This window comes from Tropicimonas sp. S265A, from assembly GCF_049800835.1.
In the GTDB taxonomy this organism is placed as follows: Bacteria; Pseudomonadota; Alphaproteobacteria; order Rhodobacterales; family Rhodobacteraceae; genus Dinoroseobacter.
Genome location: NZ_JBNAFU010000008.1, coordinates 137999 through 161426, shown reverse-complemented (window position 1 = coordinate 161426; position 23428 = coordinate 137999). Strand labels below are relative to the sequence as shown.

Sequence of the window (23428 nt, the reverse complement as noted above, 5' to 3'; positions counted from 1 at the left end):
ATGCCGAAGCGCTCCGGATTTCGTCATTTGCAGAAGACAGATCAGTCGCAGGAAAAACTCTCCTCAAGTGATGCCAAGACGGCATCCGGTGCAGGCATCTTGATCCGCTGGCTGTCGCTGCCGTGGATACAGTGCAGGAAGGACCGTGGCACCTCGTCGGGTATGTTCTGATCGGGCAGGCAAACACGGTCCCCTCCCCGTCGTTCTCGGCGATCATCGGGTCTTCGACGAAGCCGATACAGCACTGCACACACACGATCTCGGCAGACTGCCCTCTGCCGGCATCTTTGCCGGCCTCCTGACAGGTTGACAGAAGCTCTGCTGCCGTTGGCCCAGCGCCGATCCCGAGACGGATCGTGATCCAACCGTGACCCAGTCAGAGCCGAGTGGATGGGACCCCCTGGGTTATCGCGGCGGTGAAAGGTCGAACGCGCAAGGTAGCAGGCTTTCTGCTCGGTTTTGTGGTCTTGGGCCGGGGCCTGAACGGGCTCGTCCGTGACTGCCTCGTGCTCCTCGCTATTGGCGAACTTGTCGGCGTTCACCGCATCCAAGACCTCGGCACCGAGCGACACGCACTGCCTTTGCGCTTGATTTCCCTGCCCGATCGCGGAACCTGCCAGAACATGGTACGGCGGGGGAGTGCATGAAGACACAAGTCGGAATTATCGGAGGCGGCCCATCGGGGCTGCTGCTGTCGCATCTGCTGCATCTTCAGGGCATCGAAACGGTGGTGTTGGAACAACGCAGCCGCGACTACGTGCTGGGCCGTATCCGTGCCGGGGTGCTTGAAAAAGGCTTCGTCGGCTTGATGGAAAAAGCGGGCGTCGCGGATCGGCTGAAGGCGGACGGCGAAGTTCACGCCAGTTTTTCCATTGCCTCCGACGGCCAGATGTTCGACATCGACATGGCGGGCCTAACCGGCGGCGACACGGTTGTGGTTTATGGCCAGACGGAAGTGACCCGGGACTTATACGCCGCCCGGGACAGTGTGGGCGGCCAAGTTATTCACGAAGCACAGGACGTAACCCCTCACGATGTCCTGACCGCGACCCCATATCTGACCTACCGCACGGGTGACGAGTTGCACCGGGTGGATTGTGATTACATCATCGGCTGTGATGGGTTTCACGGCGTATCGCGGCAAACGATCCCACGCGAAAAACTGAACGTGTTCGAACGCATCTATCCGTTCGGTTGGCTTGGGGTTCTGTCACGTACAAGACCTGTTTCGGAAGGTTTGATCTACGCCCGTAGCGCGCGGGGCTTTGCGCTGTGCTCGCTGCGTTCGCGCGTACTGAGCCGGTACTACGTACAGGTGCCCTTGCAGGACCGGGTGGAGGATTGGTCGGACGACAGGTTTTGGGCCGAACTCAAGGCCCGCTTGCCCGGTCCGGTTTCGGAACGACTTGAAACCGGCCCGTCGATCGAGAAATCCATCGCGCCGTTGCGATCATTCGTGGCCGAACCAATGCGTTACGGAAATCTGTTCCTGGCCGGTGACGCGGCCCATATCGTGCCGCCCACAGGCGCCAAGGGACTGAATTCTGCTGCGTCGGACGTGCACTATCTGTATGAGGCCTTGCTGGCCCATTACCACGAGAACGACGAGAGCGGTCTGGAAAGTTATTCGGAGAAGGCGTTGGCGCGGGTATGGAAGGCGCAACGGTTCAGTTGGTGGATGACCAACCTGCTGCATGATTTTCCCGAAAGCGGCGCGTTCGGTCAACGCATGCAGCAGACGGAGATCGATTACCTGATCTCGTCGCGTGCGGCGCAGGTATCATTGGCCGAAAACTACGTCGGGCTGCCGTTCTGAGGCAGCCCCACAGGCTTCAGTATTTCCGGCGATCCAGCACAGCACGGTAGAGCGCAAGGATGTCCGCCATACCCATCTGTCCAGCATGTACCGAGTGGCGCCGCCGGTCGTTGAAATCATCGAACAGGTAGATCAGCCGCGACAGGTTCTGGTAATACTGCCGGCCCATCGTGAAGGACTGCTCTGCACGCCAGCGGAACTTGCGCGCCATGTCGGACCAGTCCGTCGTGCCCTCCTCGACCATGGTCCAGAGACTCAGGGTTTCTGCCAGATTGGAAGGTGGAAAATGCATCGGCGCATCGATCAGCTTCTCGCGCTCCAGCAGTTCGTCTATCCAAAGCTCGGCTTCCGCGCAGCGCCGCGAGGCCGCATCCGAGCGCTCCGCCATGGCGGTTCCACGCAAGGGCTTTGCGAGGCAACCATCAACGGCCAGAGCATCGTCGATCAGGGCTTTCAGGGCGGTCATGTTGGTAAGTGCAGGGTACTTGTGGTGCGTAACCAGATAGATCAGCAGGGCACGGCCACTGCGGCGGATCTTGGTCAATCCGCTTTCACATTCATCCTCCGAGAAGTTCAACTGGTAGGATTCGACGTTGTCGATCAGGTCTTCGCTTAGCATCTTCTTGCTGAGCGCATGCAACGCTTGACCATGCCTTGCGCAGTGATCCACCAACTGCGCTCTGAAGTAGCTGTGCACCAAAGCTTGTGAGTCAACAAGGCTCCCGACTGCCGATACCAGCAACTGCATCTCAGCCGCGAGAGCGGCTGCAACGATCATCGAGGTATCGGTTGTCGCGTATGCATCTTCGACGTCGTCCTCCGCTTTCCGTTCAGCCTTCGGATAAGAGAATTTGCGCAGTTCCACGATCCGCTCTGTCGCGAGGACACCAATCTCCACCAGTCTGGCGATAAAGGACAGATGCGCAGGTTGCACTTTGAGGCCCGCGCGGCAGGCATGCAGGCTGTGCTGCATCTGCGGGTCGGACACGTCCTGCCCCGCGCGCCGCTCGGCCACGAGAATGGTCCGAACGCCCCGCAACAGGCGGATGACATGCTCCGCCGTGATCTGGCTCTCGAAACTGGCGGCATCTGGATAGTTGGACCGATTGACCGCACGACCGCCTGCCATGCTTAGCATCAGGGCGATTAGAATACGTTCGTAGTTCTGCCCAACCTCACCAAATCCGACCAAGGGCCGGTCTTCGGGCATATCTGCCTGTGCATGCCACGCGCCGAGATACTCGTGCAGGATGCTTTGTGGCCCTTTGTCTTTTCTGGTTTGCGTCTCGGTATCGCTCCACAGGAACCAGCCATCGATCTCTTCACGCAGCTTCCTGAAAGCCCGCTTGGCGAACGGCGTGGTCTGCTCGCGCTCAGTCCAGTCAAAGGGCGTGTCAAACACCGCGTTCAAGTCAGGTGGGGTCTCTTTACCCAGCTCGATCCAGGCCTCGATCAACGAAGACCGGCCCAACGTCACTTCGGCAAGATCAACCAGCGAACTGTACGCTGTCTGCATCACGAATGTCGGAAGATTGCGGCTGTCCAATGTCGGCCAAAGGTCTGTTCTGGCGTCGGTGCTGTCGTCTCTGCTCCGGACCACGTTCATCCGGTGCCGCGAGATGTTCATTCTATAAAAGGCGAAGCGCCGCACTTCGTGCAGTGCGACCGCGTAGTGGTAATGCGCCCTGAGCAGGTAGCCTTCGGTGCCAGAGGTCCGGTTCTTGGGATCATCCACGTTCAACGTGTCCAGGAACCCCCCGTTCGTTACGTGATAACCAGAGCGCCCCTTGAAAAAGTAAAGATCGCCGGCTTTGTTGTGCAGCTCCGCAATCACCAATGCGTGGTTCGACTCCGCGTCCCGTTTCTTGACGCGCCCGCCCTCGTCCACAGCTGTTGGGAGTGCGCCAGTCTGCGTAGCGTCAAGGCTGTGCACGAAAGGCAGTTCGGCCCGCAGATAGAACAGCTCACGCTCAAGAATGCTCAGACTGGTATCAACGCCCCCTTCGAACTTCTCGGCAATCCAGGCACTGGCAAAGACCGGTTGGAAAATAAGCGGCAAGTGCTTGAGAACGTGCCGCAAAGGCGCCTCATCCTCCCCCTCTTGCGACAGTGCAGCACGCAGGATCGTGCTGCCGAACAGTTGCGCGGAATAATACTGGGCCTGCGCCCGTTCTTCGTCAGCCTGCTGTTCGAACGTAAGGCCGATCTGAAGCATCAGACGCAAACGCCGCAAAGCCCATGGGAAATTCATCCGAACGGCGACTTTCGCAGCCTCCGATTGACTTGCGAGGCCGTGCAGATACGGCGACGGCTCGCGACGCGCCCGGTCCGATCGCAGTATTTCGTGCCGTTCGTTTGCGCCGACGCGCGCCCTTGCCATCGCTCCCGCCGAACGGGACAAAACTGCATCAATCTCGCGATCAACGGGATCATCGGTCGTAAGGGTCTCGCCGTTCAGGCGCACGAACTCCTGATCAACCGACCTCAGGGCCCGCTCGTAATAGCCACGCGCCACATCGTAAGCCTGATCGAATTCGTACAGCTCCCCCAAGGCGATCAACAGGTCACTGTTCGTTTCTCCCGCATCCTCCAGCATCTCCGTAAACGTGGCCTTGAGTTCCTGGCTCTCATCAAGCGTGAAATTCAGCGCGGCCATTTCGGCTTGTGAAATGCGCGACAGATACCTGATCTCCGTGGCCAGTTCCGAACGGAACCGAAACGCGAACAGGCCATTCAAGACGCGGTGGAAATAGCGCTCCGCCGAATTGAGGATCACGGCATCGAACAACCTGCGCAAATCAGGCGCGCGATGGATATGCGCCAACTCGTCCAGTCGTTCGATCGACGACCATGAAAACGCGCGATTATGCATTTTCATGAGGAAATCGAACATGAAGATCGTGTTGATCGTGATCTTGTCATCGCGTTGCAAGAGATCTTCGCCAAAGCTCGCCTCGATATGGCGGAAGACGGAGTTAATGAACTGAACCCGGTAGATCTGCTTTTCGTCCAGTACCAGGGCATCGCGAGATGTCGGGACCTCGGCGTGGCCGCCAATTTCTGGGCTCAGGAAAGATCCACTGGGCCGGACGAGATCACTTATCAACTCGTTCAGTTTCTTTGGCGATCCTGCCGACCGATAGGACAGGAAGCCCAAGAGACTGGAAAAGAACTCCTGCTTCCAGATGATGCGCAGCGCCTCGACCCCGTCATTACGCTGCTTGTCGGTGCCGTTGGTTCCGAAACGCGCATCTATGAGAATGAAATTGGCGAAACGCTCCCTCTGACGTGCGACGTGGTCGGTAAACAGGTTGGTGGACCCATCCATCTTGCGCAGTCCGAGCCACGGCAGGTACCGACTTGCGCGCAGTTCCTTTTCCAGCTGATCCGCGCTCTGATACTGGGCGACAAGAAACTCGCGGACCCTCAGGTCAAGCGCTTTGCGAGACTGGGCGCTTTGCGGGACTAGCGCATTGTCGTGGCGCGCCCGCGGCAGGTCCACCAGCAGAGACGGCAGATAGATCTCGTGATCGAAAATCGATGTCAAAAGGGGTTGCGTACTGCCCAGACGGTTCTGGTCGCGCACCCATTCGTCGTGCAGGGATCTGCCGCCGACAAAGATGAACCGCGCGGGCGCGGCTGAAATCACCCGTTTCATATCCGAAAGCAGGCGGTGGAGCTTGTAGGCCCGCTGTCGTTCACTGTCGATCGCTTTGTGATCCTGTTCCGCCACACCGTGGAGCGAGAATTGCGGAGCCGCCACGCCGCTCAACTTGTCCAGTTCGTCGAAGACAAAATGAATGTCCGGCATCGGTATCGTAAGCCTTGGCGGCTTTCGATGATTGCCGCTGGGGGATTTGTTGCGCAGGTCGTTCAACAAGGCCAGAAACTTCAACTCCACCGTGCGCGGGTCCATCGCTTCGCGCGATGTCTCGACGCCCATTGTCGTCTCTCGCTCGGTGGACGCACCGAACAGCGATGGAAGCGACAACCCGGAACGCGCACTGCGGCTGTCTGCGCGCCGCAGGGTCAATTCGTCCAGCAACCCTTCGATCCGCGAGAGGTTTCTACGATACGGCAGCAGGGGGAAGTGACGCCCGATCCTTTGCAGCAGAGCAAACAGAAGCAAAGCCAGCACAATGTGATAGACCCGAACGGACAGCGAGGGCACGTTCTCGATCCAGCCGTCCCGCCCAAAAGTGGGCAAACCGGAATTTCTGTGCACGAACCAGAACACCGGCTCGCCCACGAAGCTCGAGGGCTGGGCGTTGATGAAGCGCTCGGGCAGCGGAAACGGGACCAGTTCGGTATAGAGGAACTTGAGAAGCGGCTCGGACACCGCGCCCGGCAACATGCAGACAATGCGTGGCACCATGATCCCGCTGCTGGTGGTCATTTGCGCAACGAAATCGCACGGGCCCAGTGCCGCCGTGGGTCGACCACCGTCACTTGCAACGATGAATGTATCGGCGTTGCGCTGGAGGCTCATGTCCTGAAAGTCGAACCAGGCATTTCCAAGTACGCCCACGAAAATCGTCAGGCTGAACGTCAGGCCGAATGCGCGAATGAGCTGGTAAGACGTTCCGAACCGGACGAAGGTCCTGCGATAGGCGCGCCGCAAACCATCCAGCATCGCATGGGTAACGCCGCGGTGGTCCAGCGAGTCAAATCCAAGGTTCACGTTCACTTCGATCACCGGAAGCCAGAGGCGGGTGACGCCGAAGGCGAACGTGGTCTGCTCCATCATCCGAAAGCGGCGCAACATCCGGCGTTGCAGCATATACCGACGGCCAAAGAGCGAGTCGTCCGTGAACGCCTTGTCGCGGGTCTCTTTCGGTTCGTACAGATCGATGAGTTCGCGCTTTTCTACGGGTCTGAGTTTCTTTTTCTCATTTTCCCGCTTGATCCGGGCGAACTGCCGTGCTGCCGACACTTCGAACCATATGGGATCAAGGTGATGGTGAACCTGCTGAGGCTTGCGCGGCCCACGGTCAAGGGATCGTGGCTGGCGCTGGTTCACGAAAGGCCGGTTTATCCACTCGTATTCAACCAGAAACAGGCAGAACAGAAGCACGAACACCGCGATGAACCATCCAACGGCCTCGCGGGACTCGAAGGTAAACAGGGTCGGCAGTTCCTGCGGAGCGGCCTTGTCAGCTTCGGCTCCGCGAAAGACAATGCTGCTTGCCCATTTCAAAGGCGGGCGGCATGCAGTCTGATCCGGCAGTCGACAGGTTTCCCGGATGGTTTCCGGTAGTTTATCGACATCTGAAATGTCTTGATGAACCATAACCTTCTCGACGTCGTCGGCTATCGAAAGCACGGGGGCGAGAACCGGGTACAGCAGCTGAACCGATATCAGGATGAACGCAAAGGCCTTCAACGCCATCACGGCTTCGACAGGTGGTGCGAAGAACCGGGGCTGATGTTTGTTTGCCTGATCGGCGTCGCTATCCGTTTTTTGATCAGACTGGCGAAACAGGAAACCGAGGAAGTCCCAACCAAGATAGGCCCACACCCGCCTTGCATAAACGGCAAGGAAAAAGAACAGCCCTGCGAGAAAAGCCTTTCCCACATAGTGCCAATCGCCAATCCCCATGGCTGCACCAACAGCAACGTACGTGGCAAAGCCAAGCCCAACCAATATCGTGGTTTGAAAGACCAGCAACCGCGAGATCGCCAACTCCTCGGATACCTCGTTGGTCTTTTTCTTCGTAATGGTTGCCACGGCAAAGTTGTGTCCAAGTATCGACCCGAGGATCATGGCGAAACCAATCCCTACGACGCCATAGGAATGGACCTCTTCGAGCTTCGCGGACGCAATCTGTTCGAGGGTTTTGTCGGCAAAATCGGTTGCGAAAGCAAAACCGAAATACGCGGCTGCAATACCCAGCGACACAAGGCAAACGGGAAATATGAGGTTCATGCTCAGGACAAGAAACGTGCCCCAGCGTGCCGAGCGTTGAAATGTTCCCTCGCTGTACCTGCCCAAAGGCAGCGGCGCTTTGAACACGAAAAGCGAGCCAGAGGCGTAGAGAATACCCACCCCGAGGACCAGCAGGGAAACCGACTGGGTCGGAGCCCCAAAGGGCGGCACCACAAGGATCACCGCGACAATCAGCACTGCAAGTAGCAAGGTGAGAATTGGCGCAAAGCTGCCGACAAGCACACTCAGACAGGTGCGCAGGATGCGCAGCCCCGCCAGTAAGGGTGCGCCAGCGATGGCAACACAGATCAGCAATGGCAATGCGAGCAACGGGCTGTCCTTGACGCCCGGGACGAGGAAGGTCAGCAATTCCCCGCTTGCAAGGAGCACCCCGATGACCGCAAGCGAAAAGACAAGCAGCAACAGAAAGTCATAGACCGTCCGACCTACACCGCTCCCCAGAAAGCGACGGAACGAGTTCTGCCGATAGTCGTATAGGCAGTTTTCAACGAAGGTCGTCTTGCCGACACCGCGCCGTCCGGTGATCAGAAATGCGCCACGCTCGCCTATGCCGGTCAACGCATCGACAAAGAAGGCGCGCTGGCCCTCGCGCCCAACCAGAACAGGGCTGTTTTCGGATTGCCTCGGCCGATTGATACGGAACCGTCCGAAGGGCACAATGAACTGGTTGCGCAAAATACGCTTGGGGGAATGCTTCACAGTATCAGTCGCTTAAATGGCTTCGGAAAAGCCTATCGACACCCCGTTTCGTTTTCAAGCGGGCTCTCGTGGCGCGTCGGCACGGCCCGCTCTCAGGAACTGTTCTGCAACACCAGCCGCGCGTGAACCATCACAGGAAGGTTGGTCCTTGGGCCTAAGTCGAGGCGCCCGGCCACATGCGGGCAAAAACCGCATCTTTCTTCACAAACCGGTGAAACAGCGCCGCACCGATGTGCATGGCCACAAGGATCGCGATTGCCCAGCTGCCGTAATAATGCACCGCCTTTGCGAACGCCGCGAGTGCATCGGAGCGCGGCACAAGCGACGGGACGCCAAGTGCATCGAGTGTTTCTACCGGGAAGCCCCCGGCTTTGACCCGCGTGTATCCGGCCACGGGCATCAAAACCAGGAGCCCATAAAGCAGCATGTGCGTCATTCCGGCAATTTTGGTTTGCCAACCCGGCAGACCCGCAGGCTCTGGCGGTGGCGGATTGCGCCAGCGGTAAAGCAACCGCAGCGCAACCATCAACAAGAGCAGGACCCCAACATTCTTGTGAAAGATGAACAGGGTGTTTTGCAGAGGCCGGTTAAGCCCCTCCTGGATCATGATGACGCCTGCCGGGATCATCGCGAGGATCAGGGCCGCCATGGACCAGTGAAGCCAGCGCGCCGGTGTTCGGTAGGTCGAAGTTGAGACGGTCATGTGCGCATCCTCTTAAAGTTCAGGTACTTGCAGTCTTCTTCGGCAGCAAGCACAGACGAAATCCGTTGGGTGTCATATCCTCTACGCATAAGTTCGCCGGTTTATTCTCCAAAGCCACAAAAAACTGTCCTGGTGCGGAACACGTGATGTCTTGGGCGGGCGAAACTCGCTCAAACTGTTGACCACTTGAGCATCAAAGCGCCTTTTTTGGGCTGTGTGCAGCGGGTTTTCGCCAAGGCACCGGTGCGCGGGCGCGTGGCTTTTTGCAGGCATATGACAATTCGTGGCAGGTTCGGGCCGAATAACCGCATCGAGGAAGGCTTTCGGCGAACACGTTTGGTTGATGCGACCAAATGCACCTGTCCTCCAGACATGTTAACCTATTCTTATTTCAGACAGATAGTCCCGTAATCGCAATGGATATGAACATGAACTCCGCACCAGTCCTGACCCGTCGTCATTTACTTGCAACCGGAGGGGCGGCGGCAGCTGTTGGCGCAATCGGCTTTGGCCCGCGAACGGCACACGCACAAACACAAGTGAACTTTCAGCTGTCGTGGTTGCATTCGACACAGTTTGCAGGAAGCTACATCGCGCTTGAGCGCGGCTGGTGGCGGGAGGCCGGTCTGGACGTGGCGCTTCAGCAAGGCGGACCGAACGCGCCCGTCGAACCACCGGTGGTCTCCGGAACGGCGTTGATCGGGATCTCGGCGGCCGACTACACGGCGGCGGCGGTTGAGGAAGGCGCGCCCTTCAAGATCCTCGGCGTTGCAATGCAGAACAATCCCTTTGCCATCACCTCGCTGGCAGCCAACCCGGTGAACGTGCCCGGGGACCTGGAGGGCAAGCGCATCGGGATGGCACTGGCAAACCGTCCGGTCTTACAAGCACTGTGCACGCTGAACGGTGTGGACATCGACGCGATCGAGATCGTGCCGACGCAGTACTCGCCGCAACCACTCGTGGCTGGCGAGGTCGATTGTCTGCTGAGCTGGGAGACTGATTTGCCAGTTGCGATGACCATCCAAGGGGTCGACAACGTCACCATGCTGATGGCCGATTACGGATACGCGGTGCATTCGCAGACCTACATCGCGACTGAAGACAGCCTTGCAAATCGCCGGGAGGAGATCGTCGCGCTGATGAAGGGCGAGGTACGGGGGTGGGACACGTACCGCGAGGACACCGATGCGGCAACGGACCTGACGCTCGCGATGTTCCCTGATGCCGGGCTTGACCTTGAAACGCAACGCCTGCAAGCCGCGCGACAGGTGCCGCTGATGTTCTCGGATCTGACCGACGCGAACGGCTTCGGCTGGTGGACCGACGAGACTGTTGCGGCAAACATCGAAACGCTCGCGCTTCTGGGACGGACGGTAACACCGGATTTGTGGGACCGGTCCATCCTCGAAGAAGTCCACGGCGCCTGAGCCGCCGCGCATGTCCGTGCCTGTTGTCTGTATCGGGGTCGCCAAGACGTTCGGCGCAACGGTGGAAGCGGTCCGCCCCACGGATCTTGCCTTCACCGCCGGGCATACGACTGCGCTGGTCGGTCCGTCCGGCTGCGGGAAGTCCACGCTGCTGCGGATGATCGCCGGGCTCGAGGAGCCTACATCCGGCGACATATCAATCGGCGGCCAGCCCCCGGCAGAGACACTGCGCCGGGCCGAGCTTGCGATTGCATTTCAGGATCCTTCTCTCTTGCCGTGGCGTAGCGTGCGCAAGAACATCGACCTGGCGCTCGACCTCGCGCGCCGACCGAAAGACACTCGCGCAATCGACCAACTGATCGACCTTGTCGGGCTAAGCGGATTTGGCGACGCGCGACCGGCGGAATTGTCCGGGGGCATGCGCCAGCGCGCTGCCATCGCCCGCGCGCTCTCGACACAACCGGACCTTTTGCTGTTGGACGAACCGTTCGGCGCGGTAGATGAATTGACACGCCAGCAACTGGCAAACGATCTGCCCAGCATCTGGGAGGCACGCGGTACCACGACGATCCTCGTGACCCATTCGGTGAGCGAGGCGGTGATGCTGTCCGACAGGGTGATCGTCCTGTCGCCGCGACCGGCCAGCGTGATCGCCGATCTGGCCATCGACCTGCCGCGCCCGCGATCGCCTGACTTGTCGCGCAGACCCGAGTTCACCGATCTGGTCGACAAGATTTTCGAGGCGCTTTCTCGCGGGATGGCCGATATGCGGCCCAAAGCGGCGCAATAATGCCTGGAGCCCTTCGTCTGCCCATACTGGCACCTCTGCTTGCGCTTGTAATCTGGGAGGTCGCCGCGCGTGCGCTGTCGCAAGCCTTCGTCCTCGCGCCCCCCTCGGCAATCGCTTTGTACCTGGCGGAAAATGCCGGGTTGATGGCGCGCGCGCTCGGCGTGACGTTGGCCAATGCAGCCGGAGGGTTCGTCATCGGCAATGTCGCCGCGATTGCCCTTGCGACAATCGCCATCATCTGGCCGAGAAGCGACACGCTGGTGCGCGGACTGGCGCTTCTGGTATTCTGCCTGCCTCTGGTGGCCACTGGTCCGATCCTGCGTGTGGTGTTCGGCCCTGGCCCCTGGCCACAGATCGTGCTTGCTGCCCTTGCGGTCTACTACACCACGCTGATCCCCCTGCTGGTTGGCCTGCGCGCCTTGCCGGAGGGCTGGCTCGATCTGGTCCGTAGCTATGGGCGCGGGCGGCTCAGTGCGCTCATTCATGTGCGGGCCATGGCGGCCGTGCCCTATCTTGTGGCGGGGCTGCAAATCTCGGCACCAGCCGCGTTTCTGGGAGCCATGGTGGGCGAGTTCACCGGCGCAGAGCGTGGGATGGGCGTGCTGACCATCCGTGCGATGCGTGGCATGAATATCGAGATGACCTGGGCGCTTGGCGCAGTGGCGACGGCTGTATCGGTGATCTGGTACGTGGCCATCGGCCGCCTCGCACGCCGCTACCTCAACGAAGACCCGCCTGTGATCCTTGCCGCACCGGTCATGCCAGACAAGGCGAACCGCCGCCGCAGGGCAGTGTTGAATTCTATACTGATCTGCGCAGGTGTCATTCTGGTCTGGTGGGGAGGGATCAAGGCGATGAACCTCAATCCGTTTTTCGCCAAAGGGCCCTGGGATGTGTTTGCGGCCTTGGCGCTGACGCCTGATGCTGCCGAAAATCGCACAGTTCTGGGTGAAGCGCTGATGGAAACCGCCGTTTTTCTCTTGCCAGGTTATTTGGCGGGATTGGTCGCAGGCGCAGGACTGGCCATGGTGGTGGTGCTGGTCCCTGCTGTTGCAGGCGCGGCGATGCCGCTCGCAATCGCCTTGCGGTCTGTCCCGATTATCACGACCGCGCCGCTTGTCGTCCTTTTGATGGGGCGCGGCGCCGCCGGAACCGTAACGCTTGTGGCGATCATGGTCTTCTTCCCGACCTTCGTGGCCTGCTTGCAGGGGCTGAAACAAGCCCCTGGACGCATCATGGATGTATTTGACAGCTATGCCGCCGGCCCCGTCACAAAACTGATCCGCGTTCGCATCCCGGCGATGTTGCCGGCCTTCTTCGCAGCGGCCCGGATCAGTGTTCCAGCCTCCGTTCTGGCGGTCACGGTGGTGGAATGGCTGGCCACGGGACAGGGGATCGGACAGGTGATGGCTCTGTCTGCCTCGTTATCGGACTACGACATGCTCTGGAGTTCGGTGGCCCTCGTCGCGGTTTTGTCAGCGCTTGGCTATGGCGCGGTCGGGGTGGTGGAGAAAGCCGTTCTGCGCAGCTATGCGCCGGAGCAACTGGCATGACCCCCTGCCCCGCTGCCTTCGCAATCCCGGGGGATATCAACACGCTGACGGGCGGGTACATTTACGAGCGCCGTCTGCTGGAAACGCTGCGCGACCTGGGCCATCCCGTTCAGCACATCATACTTGGCAAGTCGTTTCCTGACCCGACACCCGATGATATGGCCCACGCAGTCCAATGCCTGACTGCGCTCCCTGCCGAGATGCCGCTGATCCTGGATGGTCTTGTCTATGGCGCGATCGATACACACGGTCTTGCACAGGTGCGTGCGCCCATCATTGCGATGATCCATCATCCGCTTGCGCTGGAAACAGGCCTGTCAGATGCGCAGAAGGCGCATTTCTTCGAGACGGAACGGGACAATCTTGCGCTGGCGTCAGAGGTCCTGGTGCCGAGCCGCCACACGGCCGAGATCCTGACAGACCAGTACGGTGTGCCCGCAGCGAAGCTTACGATAGCACAGCCCGGGGTCGACTGGCCGTTGCGCGACCGCACGCCAACACAGCCCCCGCTGGTTTTGTCTGTCGGGATTCTGCACCCGCGCAAAGGGCACGATACCCTGATCCGCGCATTGAGCCTGTTAACGGACCTCGACTGGTCCGCCGTCATCGCAGGGTCGCCGCATGATGCCATGCATGCCCACGCGCTGTCAGCGCTGGTGACAGAATTGGGCCTTGCGGACCGCATTCACCTGGCCGGGCGGGTGCCAAGGGAAGACTTGGAAGCCTTGTACGACACAGCGTCGGTTTTCGCGCTCGCAACACGATATGAAGGGTACGGGATCGTTTTCGACGAAGCGTTGCGGTGGGGGCTTCCAATAGTGTCCTGTGCCGCAGGCGCAGTGCCGGAAACGGTACCCTCCGGCGCGGGAGTTCTTGTGCCACCTGATACGCCCGACGCCTTTGCCGAGGCTCTGGCGGACGTTCTGTCCGACGGGGCAACGCGCGCGAAGATGAGTGCGGCGGCGCGGGACGCGGGCGCGCGCCTGCCGACATGGCACGAAACCGCAAGACTTGTCAGCAAGGTGTTGAATGCGCAGCCCCGCTAGACCTGCCACAGCGCTCGGGCGGTCGTTCGATGTCTACTACCGCGACCGCGCGCGAACGGCGCGCATGGACCGGCTGAACGCCGATTTCATCAAGACGGGCCAACTGGCCTTCGACATCGGCGCGCACATTGGCGACCGAACCGCCAGTTTCCTGCGCCTCGGGGCATCCGTGGTCGCGCTTGAGCCGCAACCGCGGGTGTTTCGGGCACTACGGCTGCTGCACGGGCGCAACCCCGGCGCCGTTCTGCGGCGCGAGGCGGTCGGGGCTCGCTCTGGGACGCTGGCACTGCACCTCAATACCCGCAACCCGACCGTTGCGACCCTGTCACCCGCGCTGGTTGCCGCCGCGTCCGGCGCACTCGGGTGGGAGGATCAGACCTGGGACGAAACGATCAGTGTGCCGGTCACAACGCTCGACGCGCTGATCGCCGAATACGGTGCACCGGATTTCATCAAGATCGACGTGGAAGGGCATGAGGCCGACGCCTTGTCCGGTCTGAACACCGCCGTGCCCGCCCTGTCGTTCGAATTCACGACGATCCAGCGCGACGTCGGCTTGGCCTGTATCGACGAAGTGCTGCGACTAGGGGCATACGAGTTCAATCTCAGTCTCGGGGAAGACCACGCGTTGCAACATCGGCAATGGCTCTGCCCCGAAGCAATCCGCACCCGGATCGCCGAATTGCCGCAAGAGGCAAATTCGGGCGACGTCTATGCAAGACGACTGTGAAAACCATCGACCCGGAATATGGGTTTCCGCCTGTGGCACCTTCGCACAAGCATCAAATGCCCTGTGTCATCCGGGCCTTACGGTTCGAACTTAATTTCATTTCCGGCGCGTTCAGGCGGGTTTCAGGCCCGATCCACGCATAGGCAAGCAGGCACGGGTCAAGATCAGCGGTGGTGATCCGGTGTTCCTCCCCGGGGCGGTTGAGGATCAGCGACCCGGGGGCATGCACAGCAACATCGTTTTCAGACCACGCTCCGGCGACGGAGATATAGCTTTCCTCGATCTCCTGATGGCTATGCTGCGGGTAGGTTGTCCGCGGGGCGAACAGGACAAATCCCAGAACCAGACGCTCCGAACGTACCGGACCACGCGGCCCCAGGATCTCGCAATAGGCGTATTTCTTGGCCAGCGGCTTTGGTACACGCGCATAGCCATACTCCCATGTGAGCGACGCGGTGACCCTCTCCAGCGCGCGCGCCATTCCGCCGACTGCGCCACGCTCGCCCAGGTCCAGAGCCCGGGCCAGATGCGCCGTGACCGGCTTCGCTTCGGGCGCGCGGCATGTGATCTGAGGGTTGGCGTCAATGGTCTTGGACAGCATGTCGCGGACCCGCTTGCGATGCGCCCTGATCAAGCGGCTGCCCCCGGCCGACCCGTGCCGGTACAGGCTGTCAAACTCACGCAACAGGTACAGCCAGTCGGGATAATCGAACAGGCGCATATCCGCGACAGCGTCGGCGTTCGGGGTCTCTGGAACGGAAATGTCTGCCATGGTCGGGCGTCCTGCGGAGGAATCACTCAAAGTGCGTCAGCGCTCCTTAACGGCGCGACCGGGCTTGCGTAAAGTGCGATCGACCAGCGAAACGCCGTTCTATCTGCACGGCCCCCCGCGCAGTCACGCCGCAAGGCTCGGGCACAGGACCAGTGCAAAGATGTACCCGCCATGCCGAGCGCTATCTGGAACGCCGCGCAACTCAGGGATCGACATCTTGCCAACCGTTGCGACCTGTGCCGATGACAACTCTGAAATCGCCGCGAACATGGCAAAGACCCTGCAATTGGCATACACCCCACTGCCGGGAAGGCCCCGGAACAGCGGCTCGGACAGCTTTGTTCTGAACACGATCTCGCGCATCCAAAAAGAGCGGCACTGAGGCGCGCAAGCTCCGGCGGTGACAGGGCTGCAGCGGCCACGCCCGCATTCCAACGGAGGGTTTCATTTCCCGGGATGCTGCGTGCAGGTTGTGTAACCTGATCTCCACGCGCCGCACTGACCATGCGCAGCGCAACCCGACCATGTCGCCGCGAACCATGGTTTTTCGGCTCAAGTGTCTGCGGCACAGAGCGTTCTGGCGGCAGCGACGATACCGGCTACAGACGGCAGTGTTGCGGCATAGGCGGGGCCGGTAGCGATGAAACAGTCTTCCGCTGCAACCCTGGCCGCGCCCACGCGCTCGGCTTCGTGAAACAGAGTGATCAGGGCTTCGGACTGGCTGCCGGTCCGGCGGCATTCATCCACGATGAGAACCCGCGCGCAGTCTTTCGTGGCCGCCAGCACCGCATCCCCGGGCAGCGGTGCCAGCCAGCGCAAGTCAATCACCCGCGCCCGAATGCCAACCTCCAACAGCGCTTGTCGGGCCTGTTCGGACAGGAACCGTCCGTTGCCGTATGTGACCAGGGCGACATCCCGCCCATCGCCATGAACACCTATTTCTCCGAGGCGGATGCAGCGATCAGGATCGGGATAGCGCGACATCCATGCCCCATCCCCCTCGGCATGAAGATCACGCATCGGATAGAGCGCGATCGGTTCAATGAAGACCACGACGCGCTGTTCTTCGCGCGCCAGTCGCACCGCCTCGCGCAGCATCATCGCGGCCTCATCCCCCCGCGAAGGACACGCGATCACAAGCCCCGGGATATCACGCAGGACAGCAAGCGAGTTATCATTGTGAAAGTGCCCGCCAAATCCTTTCTGATACCCCAGCCCCGCGATCCGGATGACCATCGGGTTCGTGTACTGCCCATTCGAGAAAAAGCTCAAGGTGGCCGCCTCGCCGCGCACCTGGTCTTCTGCATTGTGCAGGTACGCAAGGAACTGGATCTCCGGCATCGGAACAAATCCGTTATGCGCCAGACCGATGGCAAGTCCGAAGATCGATTGTTCATCCAGCAGCGTGTCTACGACACGGTTCCGCCCGAACCGCGCCAGCAGCTTTTGGGTGACACCATAGACGCCCCCCTTGCGGCCCACATCCTCGCCTGCCACGACAATTTCGCCATAGGTCAGCATCAAATCGGTCAATGCCCAGTTTATCAGCCGCGCCATGGGTTGCGGGTCTGACATGGCCCTGAGGTCGTTTCCAAACGCTGCGTGACGCGCGCGCGCGGACGGGACAGCTTGGCTGGCGCACACACGTCGCGGAGGGATCAGGCTGGCCGCGACATCCGACGCGGACTTCAGGCGCGGTCGCGTTACAACCTCCGCGGCCAAGCGGGCGCAATCGGCGCCGGTTTCTGTGTAGATCTCCAAGGCATCATGCGGGCTGCACGCGCCCGCCTGCTGCAACAGTCGCACCGACACGAGCAACGGATCATTCGCCTCGTCCGCCTCAATCGCCGCCTTGTCCCGATACGCCGTCTCGACATCCGAGCCCGCATGGCCGTAAAGCCGAACCACGCGCAGATGCAAGAAGGCGGGCTTGCGCGTTGTCCGCACGTAATGTGCGGCCTGTTCGGCAACGCGCAGGGTCTCTGCCATATCGAGGCCGTTGCACGCAAAATACTCCAGCCCCGGACGCTGGGAAAAACTGGCGGAAATCCATCCCTTTGGTGTGGGAACAGAGATGCCGATGCCGTTGTCTTCGCACACAAACAAAAGCGGTAGTGGCACGGACTGATAACTCGTCCAAGCGGCAGTGTTGAAAGCACCCTGCGCCGTCGAATGGTTGGCCGAGGCGTCCCCGAACGTGCATACCGCAATCGCGTCCGACGGCAGGCGCATATGGTCGGGTTCCAAGCGCGCAGCCAGCCCAATCGAATATGCCGCGCCAACGGCCTTTGGCAGATGGCTCGCGATCGTTGACGTCTGCGGCGGAATGTTCAGGCTGGCGGATCCCAGAACCTTGTGCCGCCCACCGGAAATCGGGTCGTCAGCCGCAGCCGCAAAGCTCAGCAGAATATCTTTTGCAGGCGTCTGGTTCGGAACCTGCATGGCACGCATGATTTGAAAGGCAGCATCCCTGTAGTGCAGGAACGCCATGTCAGTGACCTGCAACGCCTTGGCGACGGCGGCCATTCCCTCATGCCCGCTGGATCCGATTGTATAGTACCCCTGACCTGCCTTTTGCAGACGCCTGCTGGTCAGATCGAGTTGCCGCGACAGGCATTGCGCGCGGAACATCGCCAACAAGGTTTCCGCCGACACCCCAGCGGGAGGCGCACCATCGGGAAAGTCGCCTGCTGACGTGCGGCGGATGAAATTCTCATGAACAAACGTTGCGCGATCCACTTTGTCAGCCCCTAGACGCAGAAAAGGGTCGTTCACGCACAGAGCCAGCAGTCTGCATGTGCCTGCTGCGATTTATGCCTTCTGCACTGCACTCGCGAAACATCGGTTCTCCACCACTCTCTCTCGGGCCTATTCTGTCGCGCGGCGAATAGACGATTGCAAGCCGAACCGGTGCAGAGCGTGGCTGCTCAGACGGGCTTGAAAGAGCAGCCTATGGCCCATGTCACGCGCACTGCAGGCACACCTGCAACAGGTCCATGGCCCGTAGATTGTCCAAACTGTCCATAACCGACGGATCCATGAGCGTTGCCAGCTTGGAACCGCAGGACATCGTTTCACGGCATCCTGATGCGCGACACCGCGTTTCCACGGGTTCTGGGCGATACTGGCGCCACTGACAGCTGTCCATACCAGACACGCACATGCAGGTCTCTGGCGCGAACTGGCGCAAGATTGACAGCCGACGGCGCCCTTGCGCGCGGCAGCTGACGCATTTCGCACGGCCGCCCGGACGCTGAAGGCGCAAGGATTGATCGGTCGGGTATCGACTTGCGGTGTCCTTGTCAGCGCTTGGCCGGAAATCGCGCGGTCGGAGGTCCCAACTGCAAGGAAGGAGAGGCGCGCCCTGCGCGACCACCATTCTGAGCCCGACGCGTGACCACCCGGACACGCTGGATACCGACAGCATCGAAGCGTTCTCAGTCCATGCTGCGCAGCTCTTGTGGAACGGCTCGGTACCGAAGTCTGGGTCCCTACCTACGCGGTCTTGTCGCCTACGAGATCAATTTGATCGCGGCCTTTTCCCTGTTGCTCGTCCAACCGGTTGCGAGGCTGCGGATGAGGATATCTTTCAAGGGGCGATAGTTCTTGACGGCCACCAATAGATCCTGACGGTTGCGGATACTTTCAACATACAACAGGGCAACATCGTCGACATCGGACTGATGCGTTTGCGACAGGCGCGCAAACACCTTTCGAACGCGTTGCAGGTTCGAGCCCATGTCGAACAAGGCCCGGGCCAAACCCCGCTCGTCCATGTGCGCCGTCATGCCCAGCATACCCACCCGAAACTGGTTCACGATAAAGGTCGCATCATCGCGGATGTAGTTGGCAAACCCATGGCTCACGATCCCGGACGGGCCGCCGATTGTCGACGTGCTCCATTTCAAGGAATTCCCAATTCCGGCAAGCAACGGCACGGGGTCCAGCGTGTAGGCATAGCGATTGTGCTTGAATCCCGAAGGCCAGAACACGCTTGGCGAGGCATACGAGTTTACCGTGATCCGTCCCAGACACGACGGGTCCAACAAAGAGAGACCGGTGAGCGCGTTTGAGGTGATCAGATTGCCCTGGCTATGCGCAAAAATCGTCTGCGGTCCGGACCCGGCACGCAGCAACCTGAACAGCGCCAGCGATGCGCGGTTTCGTTCAAGCCAGAGTTCCACGTATTTCTCGGCTTCCTGAGGAGAGCCGAAATGCGACTGATACCAAGTGTTGAGGCTGACCGCTGCACGATCAAGGTTGTGACTGTCCCATGTGATCTTGTCACCCAGGCATTGCGCGAGGTCCTCGAAAATTACCGAGACGTTGTGGGACGCAGCCCTCAGCGTCCGCTCCCATTTCCCGACGCGACTGGCATTGTAAACGCCGATCACCTTGCACATCTGCAAGGCCGACAGGGCCACGGCGTTATCGACGTGCCCCTGGGGCGAATTGAGCATCCCGTTGACGAAGATGACACTGTCGCGCTCCGAAAGATGTTTCTCGGAGACATGCTTGTAGTCGACATATGCGTTCACATCGCCGTCGCGCATGGGCGCTTTGTTGAGCGCCGAAGTTGCCTCAAGCGGCACTACTTGATCAGCTGAAATTCGATCCGGCGATTGCGCTGTTTGTTCTCGGCGGTGGTGTTGGGGAAGATCGGTTCGGCTTCGCCGTAGCCCACCGAAACCATGCGCTCCGCCGGAACATCTTTGTTCGTGAAATAGCTCAGGACCGATTGCGCACGGCGTTCCGACAAGGCGCGGTTGGCCGCCTCGGACCCGTCACTGTCCGTATGTCCGGAGATTTCGACAACAAGACCCGGGCAGCGCGAAATAATATCGGCGATGCTATCCAGAACGGCGACGCTCTCGCTCCGCAGACGCGCGGATCCGGAAGCAAAATAGATGTTTCCGGTACGGCTCAGGATTTCGAACCGTCCCGCGCATTCCTCGCGTGAGAAATTGCCACTGGTTTCCAGCGCGACCTGGATTGGCTCAGGCACAGCTGCGCGTGACGACACGGTGGTGGTCGCATCCGGCACCGTCGGAAGTCGGCTGAACAGGAAATCGAACGTGACGGAAGCGGAAGGCACGATGGTCACGCCGGCGGCTTCCTCGAGTTTCTCGCGTCCCTCGTTGAGCTTGAAATCTTCTAGCGTGATCGTGATCGGCGCGCTTGACGTCACCGAGACAAGATCATCGCTAAGCAGGGTCACCGCGACGTCGGCTTCCTTGTCGACGGTCACGCCCTTGATCGTCATCTGGTAAGGCAGGGTCACGATCTTGCGCCGCACGGTTTGCAAGTCTTCGATCAAAGCCGGATCAAGTTGGAGGCGAATGGTCGCTTCGGGGAACTTGAATGTCTCGAAAAACAGGAACCGCATACGTACGTTGCGAAGGTCGATCCCCGTGTCGACGGAGTCGAGAAGAACCTTGATTTCAGCGGCGCCGTTGGGGTCGATCAGACCGGTATAGGTTGCAAACGTACTGGTCTCGACCACGGACCCTTTCTTGACGGATGTGAACCGGAGTGCGGACCCTTCGGATTCAAGGATCCAACCGGGTTCGAACGGATTGGCCGCTGCCAGTGGTGCGGCGCCGAAAACAGCAAGAAAAACAGGTAGTACGCTGATCTTGAATAACCGAAAAACGCTCATCACAAACCTCCGTGGCCAATTCTTTTTCCCTGCCTTCGGATTTCAACACAAAAGACACTATTTTGCGAGAAAAATGGTCTACCACTTTGACTTAAGTCTGGAAGTATCAAACAGTCACCTCTGGCACAACTTAGGATGGGTCGACATGAGCAGGTTGAAACTCTTTGCTATCCCCTTGGTGGCGGCACTGCTCGTGGGCGTTTTCTCCGCGACATCCGCCCACGCCGTGCAACGTCTTGCCCTTGTTATCGGCAATGGGGGTTATCAAAGTGTTTCCTCGCTGAAAAACCCGACATCGGACGCAGAATTGATGGCGCGAACACTGGCGGATGTCGGGTTTGAAGTCACGCTGCTGACGGATGCGGATCAGGTTACGCTGACGCGCGGGGTCGCTGAATTCGGGCGGGCATTACGCAGCGCCGGGCCGGACGCCACAGGTCTTTTCTACTTCGCAGGTCATGGGGTGCAGTCTTTTGGACGCAACTACCTTTTGCCGGTCGACACCGACCTGTCGGACCCGGCCGATCTCGATTTCGTCGCGCTGGAGGCTCAGACGGTGTTGCGGCAGATGTTTTCCGCGCGCAACCGCACCAACATCGTGATCCTCGATGCGTGCCGGAACAATCCTTTCGATGCAATTCCGGAGTTCGGTGACAGCGGTCTGGCCGAAATGAAGGCCCCGACGGGGACATTCCTTGCCTATGCGACTGCGCCGAACGACGTTGCGTTTGACGGCACGGGAACCAACAGCCCGTTTTCGGCTGCCCTCGCGCGGGAATTGTCGGTCCCTGGGCGTACGATCGAAGACGTGTTTCGCGAAGTCCGGATCGACGTGCTTGAGACAACGCGGGGGGCACAGACCCCGTGGGATACGTCCTCTCTGACGGTTGAGTTCATGTTCGTGGAAGGCGAACCCACGGATCCGGCCGCGGTCGCAGCAGAACAGCTCTGGGCGGGCGTCAAAGCCACCAATGATCCTTTGCAGGTGATGCTCTATCTGCGCGGGTATCCGGACTCGCCTTTTGCGCACGAAGCGCGCGGGCTTTTGACAAGCCTTCTGGCAAATGAGCTCGACAGTCCCAGTGCCGCTCCCGAAGTGCCGCAAACTGAAGTCGCCTCGCGAGAGCAAAACCTGATCGATGCTGCGCAATCAAGCGGTTCTGCCGCGGCTTATGAGGCCTACCTGTCGGAATTTCCGAACGGCGTTTTCGCCGAGTTTGCCCGAAGCGAACTGGCTACGAAACAAGCAAAGGACCCGATCGCGGATGGAACCGATTTCGCGGCTGCCGCACCTGCGACGCCGACACCCGCCGCGCCGTCTTCGGAAACCGACCAGAACGCTTCAAAGGACGTTCTCTTCGACACCCCGATCCTGTCCGGCAGCACAGCCGTGAATGGTCGCACCATCGCGCAGCTTGCGAACGGCGAGCCGCTTTATGCCCCCATAGAAGGCATCCCGGAGGAGTTGTGGAAAGGCCAGAGCTGTTCAAACTGCCACGAATGGACACGCGAGCGGCTGTGCACGCAAGCCAATGTCTATCTGAACGTGACGGCAACAGCACAAAGGTCTTTGCAGAAAGAACACCCCTACGGCGGGGCGTTCAAGCAGGCACTGCGCGACTGGGCGCATGGTGGGTGTTCGTAAGGTCGGCAGACCTGACCTGTCAGCTCAACGCCTGAAACTCGACCCTGCGGTTTTCATCCGCCCGCGGGTTTGCGGCATTCAGTGGCGCCGTTTCACCAAGCCCCATCGTCTGAAGCCTTGACGGGTCCACATTGCACTGGTCCACGAGGTACCGTGCCACCTCTTCCGCCCTGAGTTGAGAAAGCTGCTGGTTATAGGCGTCCGATCCACTGGAGTCCGTATGCCCCACCACGCGCAGAACCTCGACATCGCTTGTCTGGATCGCATCACACATCGGCGCGAGCTTTGCTTGTTCGCTCGGCTTCAGGGCGGCAGAGTCATAGTCGAAGCTGATGCGCAGATTGATCTGTATATCGGCCGGCAGGCTCACAGGCTGCACCGGCACGTTTGCGGCCGTGGCGCCGCCCACAGAATTGGCAACAACCGCGCTTTCTGTCTGCACGGTGGCTGCCCCGGCGCTTTCGGCTTCCTCCTGCGTGCGGATGCGCAGCCCGCGCGTTGTTCCAAGACCTTCGGATACGGCGCCCTTTTGCCGCTCGAACAATTGTTTGAGCTCCTCAGAGCTGTAGTCCTGACCGGATGCGGTGCTGGCCAGAAGCCCAAAACCGATACCCAAAAGAAGCGTCGTAAGTTTCATG

General features: G+C 60.1%; 16 protein-coding genes. 8 read left to right on the top strand and 8 right to left on the bottom strand.

Annotated features, from left to right (window positions below; all coding sequences use genetic code 11):
* Both ACP15N_RS17295 and pobA read left to right on the top strand, forming a co-directional pair.
* The gene (locus ACP15N_RS17295; protein WP_425093594.1) at window positions 1-171 is read left to right on the top strand and encodes a hypothetical protein; all 171 of its coding nucleotides are present in this window, start codon (window positions 1-3) and stop codon (window positions 169-171) included.
* A 472-nt stretch (window positions 172-643) separates the two neighbouring features.
* Window positions 644-1816: a 4-hydroxybenzoate 3-monooxygenase gene (gene pobA / locus ACP15N_RS17290; protein WP_425093593.1), complete on the top strand. Its 1173-nt coding sequence runs from the start codon at window positions 644-646 to the stop codon at window positions 1814-1816.
* Between the two features lie 16 nt (window positions 1817-1832).
* Here pobA and ACP15N_RS17285 read toward each other — a convergent pair whose 3' ends face one another.
* Both ACP15N_RS17285 and ACP15N_RS17280 read right to left on the bottom strand, forming a co-directional pair.
* Window positions 1833-8462, bottom strand: a complete 6630-nt coding sequence (locus tag ACP15N_RS17285; protein WP_425093592.1) for a hypothetical protein — start codon at window positions 8460-8462, stop codon at window positions 1833-1835.
* Between the two features lie 154 nt (window positions 8463-8616).
* Entirely contained in the window at window positions 8617-9165 is a 549-nt protein-coding gene (locus tag ACP15N_RS17280) for a cytochrome b (protein WP_425093591.1), read from the bottom strand.
* A gap of 428 nt (window positions 9166-9593) precedes the next feature.
* Between ACP15N_RS17280 and ACP15N_RS17275 the strand changes: the two genes are divergently transcribed.
* Genes ACP15N_RS17275 through ACP15N_RS17255 form a run of 5 tightly spaced genes read left to right on the top strand, consistent with a single transcriptional unit; the run spans window position 9594 to window position 14714 of the window.
* Entirely contained in the window at window positions 9594-10595 is a 1002-nt protein-coding gene (locus ACP15N_RS17275; protein WP_425093590.1) for an ABC transporter substrate-binding protein, read from the top strand.
* A 10-nt stretch (window positions 10596-10605) separates the two neighbouring features.
* Window positions 10606-11385 (top strand): ABC transporter ATP-binding protein, encoded by a 780-nt coding sequence (locus tag ACP15N_RS17270; RefSeq protein ID WP_425093589.1) that lies wholly within the window; start codon window positions 10606-10608, stop codon window positions 11383-11385.
* Window positions 11385-12938 (top strand): ABC transporter permease, encoded by a 1554-nt coding sequence (locus tag ACP15N_RS17265; protein ID WP_425093588.1) that lies wholly within the window; start codon window positions 11385-11387, stop codon window positions 12936-12938. Before ACP15N_RS17270 ends, ACP15N_RS17265 begins: the two co-directional genes overlap by 1 nt.
* Complete coding sequence (locus ACP15N_RS17260; RefSeq protein WP_425093587.1) at window positions 12935-13984, top strand: glycosyltransferase family 4 protein; 1050 nt, start codon at window positions 12935-12937, stop codon at window positions 13982-13984. The genes ACP15N_RS17265 and ACP15N_RS17260 overlap by 4 nt, the downstream gene beginning before the upstream one ends.
* On the top strand, window positions 13968-14714 hold the full coding sequence (locus ACP15N_RS17255; RefSeq protein WP_425093586.1) for an FkbM family methyltransferase: 747 nt from the start codon (window positions 13968-13970) through the stop codon (window positions 14712-14714). The genes ACP15N_RS17260 and ACP15N_RS17255 overlap by 17 nt, the downstream gene beginning before the upstream one ends.
* A gap of 52 nt (window positions 14715-14766) precedes the next feature.
* On the opposite strand, the gene ACP15N_RS17250 is transcribed toward ACP15N_RS17255, so the two are convergent.
* The 5 genes from ACP15N_RS17250 to ACP15N_RS17230 form a co-directional block, all read right to left on the bottom strand.
* Entirely contained in the window at window positions 14767-15486 is a 720-nt protein-coding gene (locus tag ACP15N_RS17250; protein WP_425093585.1) for a dimethylsulfonioproprionate lyase family protein, read from the bottom strand.
* Between the two features lie 123 nt (window positions 15487-15609).
* Complete coding sequence (locus ACP15N_RS17245) at window positions 15610-15849, bottom strand: hypothetical protein (protein WP_425093584.1); 240 nt, start codon at window positions 15847-15849, stop codon at window positions 15610-15612.
* A gap of 189 nt (window positions 15850-16038) precedes the next feature.
* Complete coding sequence (locus ACP15N_RS17240; protein WP_425093641.1) at window positions 16039-18225, bottom strand: dehydrogenase E1 component subunit alpha/beta; 2187 nt, start codon at window positions 18223-18225, stop codon at window positions 16039-16041.
* Window positions 18226-18998: 773 nt separating this feature from the next.
* A complete protein-coding gene (locus ACP15N_RS17235; protein ID WP_425093583.1) occupies window positions 18999-20039 on the bottom strand; it encodes a hypothetical protein in 1041 nt (346 codons plus the stop codon).
* 38 nt (window positions 20040-20077) lie between these two features.
* Window positions 20078-21145, bottom strand: coding sequence for an OmpA family protein (locus tag ACP15N_RS17230; protein WP_425093582.1), 1068 nt, complete (start codon window positions 21143-21145; stop codon window positions 20078-20080).
* 145 nt (window positions 21146-21290) lie between these two features.
* Between ACP15N_RS17230 and ACP15N_RS17225 the strand changes: the two genes are divergently transcribed.
* A complete protein-coding gene (locus tag ACP15N_RS17225; protein WP_425093581.1) occupies window positions 21291-22790 on the top strand; it encodes a caspase family protein in 1500 nt (499 codons plus the stop codon).
* A gap of 19 nt (window positions 22791-22809) precedes the next feature.
* Here ACP15N_RS17225 and ACP15N_RS17220 read toward each other — a convergent pair whose 3' ends face one another.
* Entirely contained in the window at window positions 22810-23427 is a 618-nt protein-coding gene (locus ACP15N_RS17220) for an OmpA family protein (RefSeq protein ID WP_425093580.1), read from the bottom strand.
* Window position 23428 lies beyond the last annotated feature (1 nt).

What these genes read in the sequence shown, in the direction of transcription:
- ACP15N_RS17250 (WP_425093585.1), bottom strand. Translation starts at nt 15,486, where the DNA reads ATGGCAGACATTTCCGTTCCAGAGACCCCGAACGCCGACGCTGTCGCG.
- ACP15N_RS17225 (WP_425093581.1), top strand. Translation starts at nt 21,291, where the DNA reads ATGAGCAGGTTGAAACTCTTTGCTATCCCCTTGGTGGCGGCACTGCTC.
- ACP15N_RS17260 (WP_425093587.1), top strand. Translation starts at nt 12,935, where the DNA reads ATGACCCCCTGCCCCGCTGCCTTCGCAATCCCGGGGGATATCAACACG.
- ACP15N_RS17245 (WP_425093584.1), bottom strand. Translation starts at nt 15,849, where the DNA reads ATGCGCGAGATCGTGTTCAGAACAAAGCTGTCCGAGCCGCTGTTCCGG.
- ACP15N_RS17220 (WP_425093580.1), bottom strand. Translation starts at nt 23,427, where the DNA reads ATGAAACTTACGACGCTTCTTTTGGGTATCGGTTTTGGGCTTCTGGCC.
- ACP15N_RS17255 (WP_425093586.1), top strand. Translation starts at nt 13,968, where the DNA reads ATGCGCAGCCCCGCTAGACCTGCCACAGCGCTCGGGCGGTCGTTCGAT.
- ACP15N_RS17275 (WP_425093590.1), top strand. Translation starts at nt 9,594, where the DNA reads ATGAACTCCGCACCAGTCCTGACCCGTCGTCATTTACTTGCAACCGGA.
- pobA (WP_425093593.1), top strand. Translation starts at nt 644, where the DNA reads ATGAAGACACAAGTCGGAATTATCGGAGGCGGCCCATCGGGGCTGCTG.
- ACP15N_RS17270 (WP_425093589.1), top strand. Translation starts at nt 10,606, where the DNA reads ATGTCCGTGCCTGTTGTCTGTATCGGGGTCGCCAAGACGTTCGGCGCA.
- ACP15N_RS17265 (WP_425093588.1), top strand. Translation starts at nt 11,385, where the DNA reads ATGCCTGGAGCCCTTCGTCTGCCCATACTGGCACCTCTGCTTGCGCTT.
- ACP15N_RS17280 (WP_425093591.1), bottom strand. Translation starts at nt 9,165, where the DNA reads ATGACCGTCTCAACTTCGACCTACCGAACACCGGCGCGCTGGCTTCAC.
- ACP15N_RS17230 (WP_425093582.1), bottom strand. Translation starts at nt 21,145, where the DNA reads ATGAGCGTTTTTCGGTTATTCAAGATCAGCGTACTACCTGTTTTTCTT.
- ACP15N_RS17295 (WP_425093594.1), top strand. Translation starts at nt 1, where the DNA reads ATGCCGAAGCGCTCCGGATTTCGTCATTTGCAGAAGACAGATCAGTCG.
- ACP15N_RS17235 (WP_425093583.1), bottom strand. Translation starts at nt 20,039, where the DNA reads ATGCGCGACGGCGATGTGAACGCATATGTCGACTACAAGCATGTCTCC.